Source organism: Azospirillum soli, assembly GCF_017876165.1.
GTDB lineage: Bacteria > Pseudomonadota > Alphaproteobacteria > Azospirillales > Azospirillaceae > Azospirillum > Azospirillum soli.
This window is the reverse complement of the sequence record NZ_JAGINQ010000028.1, coordinates 55,673-70,415: the sequence shown is the minus strand read 5'-3', so window position 1 is coordinate 70,415 and position 14,743 is coordinate 55,673. Positions and strand designations below refer to the sequence as shown.

Below are 14,743 nucleotides of genomic sequence, written 5' to 3'. Positions count from 1 at the left end.
CCCAACTCGACGTGGTCGCCATCAAGCAACCTCACCCAAGCTTTCGAAACTGATGTCTCTTACTGCATAGATCAGGATGCTCCAGGCAACCGCAACACCAATCCCCAAACCAGGAGACCGGTCCGCGACGCGGCACCAAACACCGCCGCCTGCGCATCCCTTCTCACAACACGGTATCAACTTGTCCAAGAAACCGCAGCACCAAGAACCGGAACCGCAATGCCCTTTGCCTAGTCCCTTGTGAGGAACAGGCCGTCAGGGCCAGCAAAAAACAGAAACGACAACCGAAGACGCATGAACCGACACCAAGTTATTGGCGCCAAATTCTTGATGGTTTTCGATGTCCTAGACCGCTGCGTCGTCGCCATGTCGGCGGCACCGCTTCGGTGGAGCGGTTTATATGCGTGCCCCCTTTCCCGATGCAAGCGCTTTCTTACACGCCGATGAAAAATTTCTGACGGGTCGACTTTTTACCGGAGACGCGGCCGGACTCGGTGTATTGAGCGGTTACGGCTCCGCTCCCGAACGGAAGGGGTGGGTCTTTGGAGTGGCACTCGGCCATAGCGCTTCGTCCAATCGGCTGTTGTCGGTTGACAGTGACAATAATGGCGCGCATGGTCGAAAGCCTAGGGTCGTAGAACGGTCGGACAGGGGTTCAGCCTCTCGCATCCGTTTGCGCTTCAGGGAGGAATGATAGGAGGATGACGGTGCGTTCGAGGCTTGGCCGCCTTCCCACGCTCGCCTTGGTTGCCGCCGGACTGGCGGGGCTCCTGTCCCACACGGCTCCCCTCCCCGCGCTCGCCGCGGGAGACCATCCGACCGAGATGGAACGGGAGCTGAAGCGCCTGCACGATGAATCCGCAGCGAAAAAGGCCGCACTGGACCGGCAGGTGCTGTCGGTTGGACGCGGCGACACTCTTATGGACATGCTGACCGGGGCCGACGTGCCCCGCGACGAAGCCAACAGCGCCATCACGGCGCTGAGGAAGGTCTATGACCCGCGCAAGCTTCAGATCGGCCAGGAGGTGACCGTCCTGTTCGAGCCGCGCCGGGGTGGATCCAAGCGCTTTGTCGGGCTGGAGTTCTTGCCGGACGTGGTGCGCTCCGTATCCGTGGCGCGGAAAGGCGACGCGGACTTCACGTCCCGCGAGGTGGAAAAGTCGGTCACGCGCCAGCCGGTCGCCGCGCAGGGCGTCATCCGCTCCAGCCTGTTCGAGACGGGCAGCGCCGCTGGGGTGCCGGTGTCGGTGATGATGGCGCTTATCAAGACCTACTCGCATGAGGTGGACTTCCAGCGCGACCTACAGCCGGGCGACCAGTTCGAGGTGCTGTACGAGCGGATGGTGACCAGCGACGGCAAGGTTGCCGGCGAAGGCGATGTCCTCTACGCCGCCCTGGTGCTAAGCGGCGAAGAATATCCGATCTTCCGGCACAAGACGCGCGACGGCCGCGTCGACTATTACAACCGCGATGGCGAGAGCATCCGCCGCGCGCTGCTGGTGACGCCCATCGACGGCGCCAAGCTCACCTCGGGCTTCGGAATGCGCCATCACCCGATCCTGGGCTACAGCAAGATGCACAAGGGCATGGACTTCGGCGCTCCGACGGGCACGCCAATCTATGCGGCGGGTCGCGGCGTGATCGAGGAGGCCGGGCAGCGCGGCGCCTACGGCAACTACATCCGCATCCGGCACAACACAGAGGTTTCGACGGCCTACGCCCATCTCAGCCGATTCGCCAAGGAGACGCGGCGCGGCGCGCGAGTGGACCAAGGCGACATCATCGGCTATGTCGGCACCACCGGCCGTTCGACCGGGCCGCATCTGCATTACGAGGTGCTGAAGGGTGGTGGCCAGGTGAATCCGCGCTCCATAGACCTGCCGACTGGGGAGAAGCTGGAAGGCCGCGAGATGCAGGCCTTCGAGCAGACCGTTCGGTCGCTGGAGAAGACCTTCGAGCAAGCGCGCGGCGGGCTTCAGCTTGCCCGCTCGCCGGGGCCGCAGGACGACAAGAACGATAAGAGCTGCACCAAGGCGACGACCTGCTGAGGTCGCCTTATCCCTGATGAAGGAGGTTGCGGATCGCCGAGGCGAGGATCGGCAACCCCTTCTCCTCGTCCTCCGCGAGTTTTTGCAGCTGTTCGCGGACGACCTGGACCTGCGGCTTGCGCATGGCCGCCTGGGCGATGGCCAGCTGGGCCTCTTCCGGTTTCATGATCTCGTCATCGGCCATGTCAGTCTCCTTCGCTGCGGGCAGGATGATGCAAGCGGCGGGTCCGTTCAACACCCGCGAATCGCCTATCGGTAGAGGCCGGCCGTCTCGATGGCCTGCCCGCCGGTGCCGAGCTTGAACTCGGTCACGCCGGGCGCCGTCTCCAGGTTGATGCCGCCAAGGTCGAGCCACTTCACCCCACGCTCCTTCAGGGCGAGCGCCGCGCGCCACAGGACAAGGCGCATGGCGCCGGTTTTGCGACCAGCCTCGTTCGCCCAGCCGATCTGATAGGTGGCCGAGGTGCCGTGCCGGTAAAAAAGGCCGGAGGCGACCGGGTCCTTGCCGTTCAAGGCCGCCGCAATTAAAACGCCGTCGTTCTTGACCAGGGCGTTGCGGATGCGCACGGCCAGCGGACCGGTCATGGGACGGAACTGCTTGGCCACGGCCTGCTCGTGCTCTTGCTTCATCAGCCAAGGGAGGTTCTTGGCCTCCCAGTCCAGGTCGATGAGGTGGCCGGCCTTTTCGGCACCCTTCAGGCGTTGGCGCCAGTCACGGGCGAGGCTTGCGCGGAGCGTTTCCTCGTTGCGGGTCAGGTCGAGCCAGACCGTCCGGTAGCCGGGACCGAAGCGGCGGAAGCCGCAGCGGCGCAGCATGTCCTCCGTCTCCGGCCGGGCGGCGAGTTCGGGGAGCAGGCTGGCGCGGTTCAGCGGGTTGTCGGGGCAGGCGCGGCGCAACTGCCGGAAGGTCGCTTCGAGCGTCTCCAGATCCGGTTCGACGCCGTCGAGCCAAAGCGGCCCGCGGTGCATCTGCCGCTGGCGGAAGATCTTGAGCAGCCGGCGTTCCAGAATCTGGACGAGGCCGATGGGCTCGCCCTCCCGGCTGATGACGCCGAGGCGCGGAACGTGGCCGTGAGTCCGGCCCATTGCCTGGGCATAGGCGAAGCACTGCGGCAGGGTCGAGCGGGGAACGCGGGCGAAGAGCGAGGTCCACTCGCCCATCGTGCCCTCGTTCCACTGAATGGTGATGAGGCCGTCGGAGACCATGTTTAGGCGACCATGTTAGGCGGGCGGCAGGGCGGCCGTCGCCTCTTCGACCTGCGCGAAGCTCGGCCGGTATTCGGGTTCCAACACGTTTCTTGCGTATTCCACGGAGATCGCCGGCGCGTAGCCCGAGAGGTGGGCGAGCAGGCCGGTCTTCATGGCCTGATAGTACTTGCCTTCGGCGTGATAGATGTTCTTGAGGCCGCTGGCGATGGGCGCCAGGAAGCCGTAGGCCACCAGAATGCCCGTGAAGGTGCCCACGAGCGCGCCGCCGATCAGCTTGCCCAGCACCTCCGGCGGTTCGGTGATCGACCCCATGGTGTGAATCACGCCGAGCACCGCCGCCACGATGCCCAGCGCCGGCACGGCGTCCGCGACGGCCTGGATGGCGTCGGCGACGCGCACATGCTCGTGATGCATGGTCTCGATGTCTTCGTCCATCAGATCCACCAACTCGTGCGGGTTGTCGGCGCCGAGCGACATCAGGCGGAGGTAGGTGCAGAGGAACGCGATGGCGTGGTGGTCGCCGTAGAATTTCGGGAACTGCTGGAAGAGCGGTGAATCCTCGGGTTTTTCGATGTGCTGTTCGAGGGCGAGCAGGCCCTTGGTCTTCGCGATCTTGAAGACCTGATACATCATCGTCAGCAGTTCGAGGAAGTCGTCCTTCTTGTATTTCGGCCCCTTGAACAGGTGGCCGATCTCCTTGCCGGTGTGTGTGACGACGCTTTTTGGATTGCCGATCAAAAACGCGCCGGCCGCCGAACCCAGGATGATCAGGAATTCGAAGGGCATCCACAGCACGCCCATGTGGCCGCCGCCAAGGACATAGCCCCCGAACACACTGAAAATCACGACGCCGAAGCCGATCATCACGAACATGTCTTCTGGTCCTTCCAGCGCCTTAATCGATCCGCGCGTCCCGCTTGAGCTTCGGGGCCCGCCCGCTCCAAGAGCGTCAGTCCGCAGACAATGACAGGGAAATCTCTTGAAGTTTTGTAAATTCCTCAGGACATGGCGGTGCCACTGCGCAGGATTCTACCGGCCCGGCCGCTTTCTGTCACGAAAGGAGTACCCCCTGCCCGGCCAAAGCGCACCGCACGCCACCGGCGGCAAAAGAAAAGGGCCGCCAGAAGGCGGCCCTTTCCCAACGATACCGTCGTTTAACGGTGAGCAGAGGCTCAGCCGATGCGCCAGACGTCCGGAGCCGTTTCCAGACGCTTCAGCAATGCGACGCGCTGCTGCTCGATGTCGTCCGGCAGATGGCTGCCGAAGCGGTTGAACAGTTCTTCCTGGTCCTTGACCTCGGCCTCGGCTTCCTTGCGGTCGATGTCCATGATCTGGCGGAACTTGTCCTCGGCGAAGTTCAAGCCGGCCCAGTTCAGGTCCTGATAGTGCGGCGAATAGCCGAACGGGCTCTTCGCCGGCTCCGGCGCACGGCCGCGCACGCGGTCCACGATCCACTTCAGGACGCGCATGTTGTCGCCGAAGCCCGGCCACACAAACTTGCCGTTCTCGTCCTTGCGGAACCAGTTGACGCGGTAGATGCGCGGCAGGTTCTCGACCTTGCCTTCCATCGACAGCCAATGGTTCCAGTAGTCGCCCATGTTGTAGCCGCAGAACGGCAGCATGGCGAACGGGTCGCGGCGGATGGCGGCCTGGCCGACGGCGGCGGCGGTCGCTTCCGAGCCCATGGTCGCGGCCCAGTAGACGCCCTCGCGCCAGTTGTAGGCCTCGAACACCAGCGGGAAGGTCTTGGACAGGCGGCCGCCGAAGATGAAGGCGGAGACCGGAACGCCGGCCGGGTTCTCCCAATCCGGGTCGATCGACGGGCACTGGCTGGCCGGCGCGGTGAAGCGCGAGTTCGGGTGCGCGGCGGGGCGGCCGCTGGCCGGAGTCCAGTCGTTGCCCTGCCAGTCGATCAGGTGCGCCGGCGGCTCCTCGGTCAGGCCTTCCCACCACACGTCGCCGTCGTCGGTCAGCGCGACGTTGGTGAAGATGACGTTGTGGTCCAGCGTCTTCAGGGCGTTCGGGTTCGACTTGATGCTGGTGCCCGGCGCCACGCCGAAGAAGCCGGCCTCCGGGTTGATGGCGCGCAGCGTGCCGTCCGGCTGCGGCTTGATCCAGGCGATGTCGTCGCCGATGGTGCGGACCTTCCAGCCTTCGAACTCAGCCGGCGGAACCAGCATGGCGAAGTTGGTCTTGCCGCAGGCCGACGGGAAGGCGGCGCCGACGTAGGTCTTCTCGCCCTCGGGGCTCTCGACGCCGAGGATCAGCATGTGCTCGGCCAGCCAGCCCTGCTCGCGGCCCATGGAGGAGGCGATGCGCAGCGCGAAGCACTTCTTGCCGAGCAGCGCGTTGCCGCCGTAGCCCGAGCCGTAGGAGACGATCGAGTGCTCCTCCGGGAAGTGGACGATGTACTTGTGCTCGGCGTTGCAGGGCCAGGGCACGTCCTTCTGGCCCGGCTCCAGCGGCGCGCCGACCGAATGCAGGCACGGAACGAAATCGCCGTCGCCCAGCACGTCCAGCACCTTCTGGCCCATGCGGGTCATGATGCGCATGTTGACGGCGACGTAGGGGCTGTCGGAAATCTGCACGCCGATGTGGGCGATGTCGGAGCCCAGCGGACCCATGCTGAACGGCACCACATACATGGTGCGGCCGCGCATGCTGCCCTCGAACAGGCCGTCCAGCTTGGCCTTCATCTCGGCCGGGGCGACCCAGTTGTTGGTCGGGCCGGCGTCTTCCTTCTTGGCGGAGCAGATGAAGGTGCGGTCCTCGACGCGCGCGACGTCGCCCGGATCGGAGCGGCAGAGGTAGGAGTTCTGGCGCTTGGCCTCGTTCAGCTTGATGAAGGTGCCGGCCTCGACCATTTCGGCGCAGAGACGGTCGTATTCCTCCTGCGAGCCGTCACACCAGTGAACCCGCTCGGGCTTGCATTTGTTCGCGATCTCCTCGACCCAAGCCAGGAGCTTCTTGTTCCGCGTGCGCGTCGTTCCGGTCATCCTTATGCCTCTCACTCGTCTCCGGTTCTTCCGAGTCTTGCGACAACAAGACACAGGCTTGCCGAAGGTCGGACGGTGGCCGTTTCGGCCGATTATGATCCGTCGTTAATGCATGGCGGTGGTGCTTACCGCCGGCTCAAACCGCGTCGGTCCGGTCGCTGCTCCGGACCGTTTTGCCTAAAGATGCGCCGATGGCGCGTCCCAGAAGTCCAACGTGCAAAGGTGGGGCGGCCCGAGGGCCCGAATGCCGGAACGGGAAAGAGTCGGTCCGAAATGGTCCACTGACGTTTTCTCCTGGTTGCGCCCTTTTGCGCGCCGCCTTGTTCTTATTGCGGCGTCGTGGTTAGCCCTGTCGATCCAACGAATCAAGTGTACGGTGCGCCGGTCGGGCCGACATCCCCTCCGCCAGCGCCCTTTTCGCGGGCACGCCGGGCGAGGCCGGCGAGAACGGCTCTGGCCGATGCGGGATCTTCCACGCGCTGGTCGAAATCAACGCGGGCGATCGCCGCGCCGCGGCGCAGGTCGCAGCCCTCCGGGTCGATCCCGGTCATCGTCCAGGCGTGCTGATCGGGGCCGTCCTGATCGGGCAGCCCGAGCAGCGCCGTGGCGTAGAGTCGGATGGCATCGGTATGATCGGTGTTCATGTGCGCGAGGATATCGGGTTCCGCCTCGGCCAGCGCAAGCGGGACCTTCGACAGCAGAAATTCGGCCGAGTCCACCCAATGCACGCGGCCGAACCCCGCCACCAGATGGGCGCGGTCCACCGACACCTTGTATATGCCGAAGTCGCCGAAGCCGGCGTAGAAGGATGCCCCCGGATGGCGCGCCAGGAAACGGGCGCGGTGGCGGGGATCGTCCGACCTCTCAGCCCGGCCCAGCACGGACACGCGCGCGCCGGCCAGCGGCTGCGCCATCCCGGCGGTGCCGTCGAACAGCAGCCCGACGCGCGGATCGTCCGCGATGTTCTTCGTGTGGTCGGCGAGGGTGGAGAGCAGAAGAAGCGGCGTGCCGTTGAGGTCGAGCGCCACCTGCACCAGAGAGGGGTACGGCCAACCAGAAGCGTCGCGCTGTGCCGTCGCGAGCGAGGCCCGGTCCACCGTGCGCAGCAGACGGCGCGCCGTATCGCCCGGTTTACCGCCCGATTTGCCGGCCGCGTCGGACGACGCGGGCTCCCCCGATCCCGAAGGGGTCGGTGCTTTGGAAGATTCGGTGGAACTCATGCCCGAAACGACTGCGCTCTCCCGTGCCGCGCCGTTTCGTCGGCGCCGCATTGGTGCCATATTGGACCAGACAAATAGGCCGGGAAAAGCGAAAACTGGACCGCCATGCCTTTGCGTCGCCATTCGGACGCCGTGGAGGCAAGGTAGGACCACTCTTCGGGATAGGCGCTTGGTCGCCTGAAGCCTTAACTTAAACTCCTCGGCTAGGACTGGGAACGCGAAGGCCATGTCTCACACCGTTGCGTTGGTGGATGACGACCGCAACATCCTGACCTCGGTCTCCATCGCCCTGGAGGCGGAGGGGTTCGAGGTGCGCACCTACACCGATGGGGCCGACGCCCTGCGCGGCCTGACCCAGCGCCCGCCGGACCTCGCCGTGCTGGACATCAAGATGCCGCGCATGGACGGGCTGGAGCTGTTGCAGCGCCTGCGCCAGACCAGCCACATGCCGGTCATCTTCCTGACCAGCAAGGACGACGAGGTAGACGAGCTGATGGGCCTGCGCATGGGCGCGGACGACTACATCAAGAAGCCCTTCTCCCAACGCCTGCTGATCGAACGCATTCGCGCGTTGCTGCGCCGGGAAACCCTGACCCGCGACAAGACCGAGTCGGAACCGGGGCAGGTCCTGACCCGTGGTCCCCTGGTACTGGACGGCGCCCGCCATTCCTGCACCTGGAAGGGCCAGCCCATCGACCTGACGGTGACCGAGTTCCTGCTGGTCAAGGCCCTGGCCCAGCGGCCGGGCCATGTGAAAAGCCGCGACCAGCTGATGGATGCCGCCTACGGCGAGAATGTCTATGTGGATGACCGGACCATCGACAGCCACATCAAGCGGCTCCGCAAGAAGTTCAAAGCCATCGACTCCGACTTCGCACAGATCGAAACACTCTATGGCGTCGGTTACCGATACAAGGAGTAAGGCGCGGCCCCAGGAGCCGGCCAAGGACAAGGCAGCCAAGGACAAGGCAGCCAAGGGCAAGACGGCCCAGGGCAAGGTGCCGATGTCCCGCCGCGACGACCGCTGGCGGGTTTCGCCGCTGACGCTGCGCATCCTGGCGGTCAACGTGCTGGCGCTGGCACTGCTGGTCGTCGGGCTGCTCTATCTCGGGCGCTACCAAGACCGGCTGATCCAGGCGGAACTGGAAGCGCTGGCGACGGAGGCGCGCATCTTCGCCTCGGCGCTGGGCGAGGGCGCCGTGCAGCGCGCCGCCACCGCCGACGAGTCGGGCCAGGAAAGCTATGAGCTGTCGCCGGAACTGGGGCGCCAGATGGTCCGCCGCCTGGCATTGGCGACGGAAACGCACACCCGCCTGTTCGGCGTTGATGGCACGCTGCTGTCCGACAGCCGCGTGCTGACTGGTTCCGCCGGAAAGATCGAAATCCGCGAGCTGCCGGCCCCGCCGGCCGGCGATCCGGTCTCCAGCACCATCAACGACCTCTACGCTCGCTTCATCGACGTGGTGCCGAGCCGCGAGGGGCTGCCCCTCTACCGGGAGGAGCCCGGCCGATCCTCCGCTCCACGACCCGCCGCCCAATGGCCTGACGTGGAGCGGGCGCTGGCCGGCGAGATCGGCGCCACCGTGTGGCGCGTCGAGTCGCCCGGCGCGCGGTCCGACCTGCTGCTGACCGTTGCGGTGCCGGTCCAGCGCTACAAGGAGGTGCTGGGCGCGGTGCTGCTGTCGTGCAGCGGGGCGGAAATCGACGGGGCCATCCGTTCGGTCCGCTCCGACATCCTGAAGGTCTTCGCGGTGGCGCTGCTGGTCACCGTGGCGCTGTCCTTCTATCTGGCCGGCACCATCGCGCGGCCGATCCGCCGGCTGGCCCAAGCCGCCGACCGCGTCCGCACCGGCCACGGCCGGCACGCCGAGATCCCCGACTTCACCCGGCGCGGCGACGAGATCGGCGAGCTGTCCGGCGTGCTGCGCGACATGACCGCCGCGCTGTGGGCGCGCATGGACGCCATCGAACGCTTCGCCGCCGACGTGGCGCACGAGATCAAGAACCCCCTCACCTCCCTGCGCAGCGCGGTGGAGACGGTCAACCGCATCGAGGATCCCGGCCGCCGCGCCCGGCTGATGGCGATCATCGCCGACGACGTGCAGCGGCTCGACCGCCTGATCAGCGACATCTCCAACGCCTCGCGCCTGGACGCCGAGCTGTCGCGCGCCGAGTTGGAGCCGGTGAACCTGGGCGCGATGCTCAGCATGCTGGCCGACATCCACCGCGCCACCGCGACGCCGGCCACCGCAACATCGGAAGACAATGCACCGCCGCCGCGCCTCGCCGTGGAACTGCCGGCCGGTGGGAACCTGACCGTGCCGGGGCTGGAAGGACGGCTGACCCAGGTGTTCCAGAATTTGATCGCCAACGCCGTCTCCTTCTCCCCGCCCGGCGGGGTGGTCCGGCTGGCGGCGCGGACCGTGAACGGCAACGGGCGGAGCGGCGTCGAGATCACCGTCAGCGACGACGGCCCCGGCATACCCGAGGGCAAGGAGGACGCGATCTTCGAGCGATTCTACACCGAGCGTCCGGCGGGCGAGAAGTTCGGCATCCATTCGGGCCTCGGCCTGTCTATCTCCAAGCAGATCGTCGAGGCGCACGGGGGCACCATCACTGCGGCCAACCGCCGCGCCCCAAATGGTGAAATCATCGGCGCGGCCTTCACCGTGCGGCTTCCCCGCGCCTGAGGCACTGCTCCTGAGGCACTGCGGCAAAGTTGCATTTCCCATGGAGGAGAATGGACAAACGCGAGTGCACGGATGATGCTGGGCGCGGTCATTCCTTGCGCGCGACTGGATCTTAAGGTTTCGCGCGCCGGCTGGCCTCTCGTCCAACGTCCGGAGGGGCCATGTCCGCAAGCGCTCAGGTCATCGACCTCCGCCGTTACCGCCTCGCCCGCCTGATCCGCGACGCCGGCCGCCAGCAGGGCGAATTGGCCCGCCTGATGCGCGCGTCCGCCGAAGAGCGCATTCAGCTGGCCGAGGCGCTTGAGGGCGCGCAACGCCACCTCGCCCACATCGCCGACAGCTACAAGGTGCTGCTGGGCCGCCTGAAGCGCGAGAAGGACTTCCGCGACGCCTGCCAGCAAGCGGCCGAGCTGGAGGATTTGGACGAGATGATCCGCCGCCGCGACGCCCTGGTCCGCGAACTGGAGGACATCCGCCGCTCGGGTCGCCGGACGCTCGGCGGCGAAGCGGCCAGTTAAAGCCCTTCTCCCGCGCGCATTCTTGGCATCCCATTGACAGAATCCCCGGCACGCCTCACCTTCGCGGGATCATGGTGACGATTCACGGCACCTGCGTTCTGGTCTCTGGCATCGGTGTGCTGCTGCGCGGGGCTTCCGGCAGCGGCAAATCCGATGTGGCCTTGCGCCTGATCGACGGAGGGGCGCAGCTGATCGCGGACGACGGGGTGGAACTGCGCATGGTTCAAGGCAGGCTGATGGCGACGGCGCCGGCGGCGCTGGCCGGTCTGCTGGAGGTTCGCGGCGTCGGCATCCTGGCCGTGCCCACCGCTCCGGAGGCCGAGGTTAGGCTCGTCGTCGATCTGGTACCGCGCGGCGAGGTCGAACGCCTGCCCGATCCCGAGACGGCGACCCTGCTGGAAAAGGCCGTGCCGCGTCTGGCACTTCATCCCTTCGACGCGTCCACCACAGCCAAGCTGAGGTTCGCCGCCGCCGCCGCGCGGGCGGGAACGCTGGGAGAGATTCCGAGCCCACCATGACCGAGACCCCCGCCACCGAAACACCCGTGCAATCGCCCTCCCCCGCCCGTCCCGGCCGGCTGGTTCTGGTCACCGGCCTTTCGGGCGCCGGCATGTCCGTGGCGCTGAAGGCCCTGGAGGATCTGGGGTACGAGGCGGTGGACAATCTGCGCCTGTCGCTGGTGCCGGCCCTGCTGGAACAGGCCGACCCGCGCAAGCGCCCGCTGGCCCTGGTGATCGACAGCCGCACCCGCGACTTTTCCGCGCACGCCGTGCTGGAACAGGTCGAGTCGCTGAAGGCGCACGAGGATCTGGACGTCCGGCTGGTGTTCCTGGACTGCGGCGACGAGGTTCTGCAACGCCGCTTCACCGAGACGCGCCGCCGCCACCCGCTGGCCGACGACCGGCCAGTCCCGGACGGCATCCAGCGCGAGCGCGCCATGCTGTTCCCGCTGAAGCAGCAGGCGGACGAGACCATCGACACAACCCAGCTATCGATCCACGATCTGCGCCGAATTCTGGCCGGCAAATTCCAGATCGGCGCGCAGGCGGCGTTGCAGGTCTTTGTGACCTCCTTCTCCTTCCGGCTGGGCCTGCCGCGCGAGGCCGATCTGGTCTTCGACGTGCGCTTCCTGACCAACCCGCATTACGACCCGGATCTGCGGCCGCTGACCGGCCTGGACCCGGCCGTGGCGGCGCGGGTGGAAGGCGATCCGGACTTCCCGGATTTTTTCCGGCATTTGACGGACTTGTTGCGGCCACTGCTGCCGCGCTACAACCAGGAGGGCAAGAGCTACCTGACCATTGCGGTCGGCTGCACGGGCGGCAAGCACCGGTCGGTGTTCGTCGCGGAACGGCTGGCGGCGTGGCTCGGGGATCTCGGGCTCAAGGTGGGCCTCAGCCACCGCGAACTGCAACGTCAGTCGCCGCGGGGCGGGTGAGGCGTGTCGGGTGTTGAATCAACGAACGATAAAAAGAACGCGGCTTTGGGGGAGGATCCAAAATTGAAGGATGTCCCATGATCGGTATGGTTCTGGTGACCCACGGGCGGCTCGCGGAAGAGTTCATCGCCGCGCTGGAGCACGTGGTGGGTGAGCAGCAGCAGGTGCGCGCGGTGTGCATCGGCCCCGACGACGACATGGAGCAGCGCCGTCAGGACATCCTGAACTCCGTCGCCGACGTGGACACCGGGTCGGGCGTGGTGGTGTTGACCGACATGTTCGGCGGCACGCCGTCCAACCTCGCGATCTCCATCATGGACAAGGCGAAGGTCGAGGTGATCGCGGGCGTGAACCTGCCGATGCTCATCAAGCTGGCCAGCGTCCGCCGCAACGAGACGCTGGCGCACGCCGTGGCCGCCGCGCGGGAGGCCGGGCAGAAGTACATCAACGTCGCCTCCTCCCTCCTGTCGGACGGATAACGGAAAACCGGATGAGCAATCACGACGAGAAGACGCCGCCACAGGGCGCCCAAAACCCCGAGACCCGGAATCCTGAGCCCCAGAATCCCGAGATTTGCCAGACCGTCACCATCTGCAACCAGCGCGGCCTGCACGCTCGCGCGGCCGCCAAGTTCGTGAAGCTGGTCGCCACCTTCGACTGCGAGGTCGAGGTGCGCCGGGGCGAGACGCAGGTGTCGGGCGAATCCATCATGGGCCTGATGATGCTGGCCGCCGGCCCCGGCACCTCGGTGGAGCTGTGCGCCTATGGCAACGAGGCCGAAGCGGCCATCGCCGCGCTCGTCGATCTGATCACGCGCAAGTTCGATGAAGACTGATACCCCGGCGGCCCCCTCGGGCCAGGGGAGATCGCTGCGCGGCCTGGGCGTTTCGCCGGGCATCGCCATCGGTCCCGCCCATGTGGTGGAAAGCGGCGCCGTCCGCGTTCCCGAATACCAGCTCGCCCCCGACCAGCTGGAGGCCGAGGCCGCGCGCTTCGCCGAGGCCTGCTCCAAGGCCCGCCGCCAGATCCGCAAGCTGAAGACCAAGGCGCTGGTGCTGCCGGGCTCGGCATCGGAGGAGATCGGCTTCCTGCTGGACGCCCATCTGGCGATGGTGACCAACTCCCGCCTGACGCGCGGCGTGGAGCGCCGCATCCAGGAGGAGCACGTCAACGCCGAGGCCGCCGTCCAGGCGGAGATCGCCGCCATCGCCCAGACCTTCGCGGGCATGGAGGACAGCTATCTCGCCGGCCGCATCGCCGACGTGCGCGAGGTCGGCCGCCGGCTGATTCGCAACCTGATGCGGCACGAATACAAAGCCTTCTCGCTGCTGCCCCCCGGCACGGTGATCCTGGCGGAGGAACTGACCCCCGCCGACACCGCCCTGCTGGACCCGCGCCGCGTCGCCGGATTCGGCACCGTGTTGGGCGGGGCGGAGGGGCACACCGCCATCATGGCCCGCTCGCTCGGCCTGCCGGCCGTGCTGGGCGTGGCCGGGCTGCTGACAGGGCTGAAGAACGGCACGACCGTCATCGTGGACGGCGTGCAGGGCCGCGTCATCATCGACCCCGCGCCCGAGGTTCTGGAGGAGTACGGCCACCGCCGCGCCGAGCGTGAGCGCGAGCGCGAGCAGCTGAAGAGCCTGCGCAAGCTGCCGGCGGTCACCCGCGACGGCACGGCGGTCACGTTGCAGGCCAATCTGGAACTGCCGCGCGACCTCGACCACGCGCTGGAGAACGGGGCGCAGGGCATCGGCCTTCTGCGCACCGAGTTCCTGTTCATGAACCGCGACCACCTGCCCGACGAGGACGAACAGTACGACGTGCTGCGCGCCATCGTGGAGGGCATGGGCGGCCGCACCGTGACCGCCCGCACCATGGACGTGGGCGGCGAGAAGCTGGCCGGCTGGATGGCCGGCCGCTACGGCGAGCCCGCCAACCCCGCGCTCAGCCTGCGCGCGGTGCGCCTCGGCCTGCGCGAGCCGAAGCTTTTGGAAACCCAGCTCGCCGCCATGCTGCGGGCCGGGGCCCACGGGCCGTTGCGCATCCTGCTGCCGATGATCTGCTCGGTCAGCGAGGTGCAGCGCGTGCGCGAGATGATGGGCCAGGTGGCCCGCCGCCTGCGCCGCCGCGGCGTCGCCATTGCCGACCCGCTGCCCCCCGTGGGCGTGATGGTGGAGGTGCCGGGCGCCGCCCTGTCCGCCGACGCGCTGGCCTACGCCGCCGACTTCTTCGCCATCGGCACCAACGACCTGACGCAATACACGCTGGCCATCGACCGTGGCGACGAGGCCGTGGCCTCCCTCTACGACCCGTTGCACCCGGCGGTGCTGCGCCTGATCCAGTTCACCATCGAAGCGGCTCTGCGCTCCCGCATCCCCGTCTCGGTGTGCGGCGAGATCGCCGGCGATCCGCGCTACACGGCGCTGCTGCTGGGTCTGGGCGTGCGCGACCTGTCCATGGCCCCGCCGTCGATCCCGGTGGTGAAGCGCCGCATCCGCACGGTGGACCTGATGGAAGCCAGCCGCCGCGCCCGCGTCATCATGGACCAGAGCGACAGCGGCCGGATTGCCGCGCTGCTGGACGATTTCAACGCCGTGGGGTGAAGGAGATACCCCCTCTCCCCT

Annotated in this window: 14 protein-coding genes; 9 read left to right on the top strand and 5 right to left on the bottom strand. The window is 67.0% G+C overall.

What is annotated here, in order from left to right:
- Positions 1-701: 701 nt before the first annotated feature.
- Positions 702-2,048: a M23 family metallopeptidase gene (locus tag J2852_RS27610; protein WP_211112360.1), complete on the top strand. Its 1,347-nt coding sequence runs from the start codon at positions 702-704 to the stop codon at positions 2,046-2,048.
- A gap of 7 nt (positions 2,049-2,055) precedes the next feature.
- Here the strand turns inward: J2852_RS27610 and J2852_RS27605 are convergent, their stop codons facing one another.
- From J2852_RS27605 to J2852_RS27585, 5 genes are all read right to left on the bottom strand, one after another.
- A complete protein-coding gene (locus J2852_RS27605; RefSeq protein WP_209881890.1) occupies positions 2,056-2,232 on the bottom strand; it encodes a hypothetical protein in 177 nt (58 codons plus the stop codon).
- A 65-nt stretch (positions 2,233-2,297) separates the two neighbouring features.
- Positions 2,298-3,254: a lipid II:glycine glycyltransferase FemX gene (locus tag J2852_RS27600; protein ID WP_209881888.1), complete on the bottom strand. Its 957-nt coding sequence runs from the start codon at positions 3,252-3,254 to the stop codon at positions 2,298-2,300.
- A gap of 15 nt (positions 3,255-3,269) precedes the next feature.
- The gene (gene motA, locus J2852_RS27595; RefSeq protein ID WP_209881887.1) at positions 3,270-4,130 is read right to left on the bottom strand and encodes a flagellar motor stator protein MotA; all 861 of its coding nucleotides are present in this window, start codon (positions 4,128-4,130) and stop codon (positions 3,270-3,272) included.
- Positions 4,131-4,429: 299 nt separating this feature from the next.
- Positions 4,430-6,253: a phosphoenolpyruvate carboxykinase (GTP) gene (locus J2852_RS27590; protein ID WP_209881886.1), complete on the bottom strand. Its 1,824-nt coding sequence runs from the start codon at positions 6,251-6,253 to the stop codon at positions 4,430-4,432.
- Between the two features lie 365 nt (positions 6,254-6,618).
- Entirely contained in the window at positions 6,619-7,473 is an 855-nt protein-coding gene (locus J2852_RS27585; protein ID WP_209881885.1) for a HugZ family pyridoxamine 5'-phosphate oxidase, read from the bottom strand.
- Between the two features lie 226 nt (positions 7,474-7,699).
- Here J2852_RS27585 and J2852_RS27580 point away from each other — a divergent pair, with 226 nt between their 5' ends.
- The 8 genes from J2852_RS27580 to ptsP all read left to right on the top strand — a co-directional run bounded on the left by J2852_RS27580 (position 7,700) and on the right by ptsP (position 14,722).
- On the top strand, positions 7,700-8,395 hold the full coding sequence (locus tag J2852_RS27580; protein WP_209881884.1) for a response regulator transcription factor: 696 nt from the start codon (positions 7,700-7,702) through the stop codon (positions 8,393-8,395).
- Positions 8,367-10,163, top strand: coding sequence for a stimulus-sensing domain-containing protein (locus J2852_RS27575; protein WP_209881882.1), 1,797 nt, complete (start codon positions 8,367-8,369; stop codon positions 10,161-10,163). The genes J2852_RS27580 and J2852_RS27575 overlap by 29 nt, the downstream gene beginning before the upstream one ends.
- Positions 10,164-10,324: 161 nt before the next feature.
- Positions 10,325-10,681 (top strand): hypothetical protein, encoded by a 357-nt coding sequence (locus J2852_RS27570; protein ID WP_246500031.1) that lies wholly within the window; start codon positions 10,325-10,327, stop codon positions 10,679-10,681.
- A 71-nt stretch (positions 10,682-10,752) separates the two neighbouring features.
- The gene (locus tag J2852_RS27565) at positions 10,753-11,199 is read left to right on the top strand and encodes an HPr kinase/phosphorylase (RefSeq protein ID WP_209881880.1); all 447 of its coding nucleotides are present in this window, start codon (positions 10,753-10,755) and stop codon (positions 11,197-11,199) included.
- Positions 11,196-12,119, top strand: a complete 924-nt coding sequence (gene rapZ / locus J2852_RS27560) for an RNase adapter RapZ (RefSeq protein WP_209881877.1) — start codon at positions 11,196-11,198, stop codon at positions 12,117-12,119. The genes J2852_RS27565 and rapZ overlap by 4 nt, the downstream gene beginning before the upstream one ends.
- A gap of 77 nt (positions 12,120-12,196) precedes the next feature.
- On the top strand, positions 12,197-12,598 hold the full coding sequence (locus J2852_RS27555) for a PTS sugar transporter subunit IIA (protein ID WP_209881875.1): 402 nt from the start codon (positions 12,197-12,199) through the stop codon (positions 12,596-12,598).
- Between the two features lie 11 nt (positions 12,599-12,609).
- On the top strand, positions 12,610-12,954 hold the full coding sequence (locus J2852_RS27550) for an HPr family phosphocarrier protein (protein WP_209881873.1): 345 nt from the start codon (positions 12,610-12,612) through the stop codon (positions 12,952-12,954).
- On the top strand, positions 12,944-14,722 hold the full coding sequence (ptsP, locus tag J2852_RS27545) for a phosphoenolpyruvate--protein phosphotransferase (RefSeq protein WP_209881872.1): 1,779 nt from the start codon (positions 12,944-12,946) through the stop codon (positions 14,720-14,722). Before J2852_RS27550 ends, ptsP begins: the two co-directional genes overlap by 11 nt.
- Positions 14,723-14,743 lie beyond the last annotated feature (21 nt).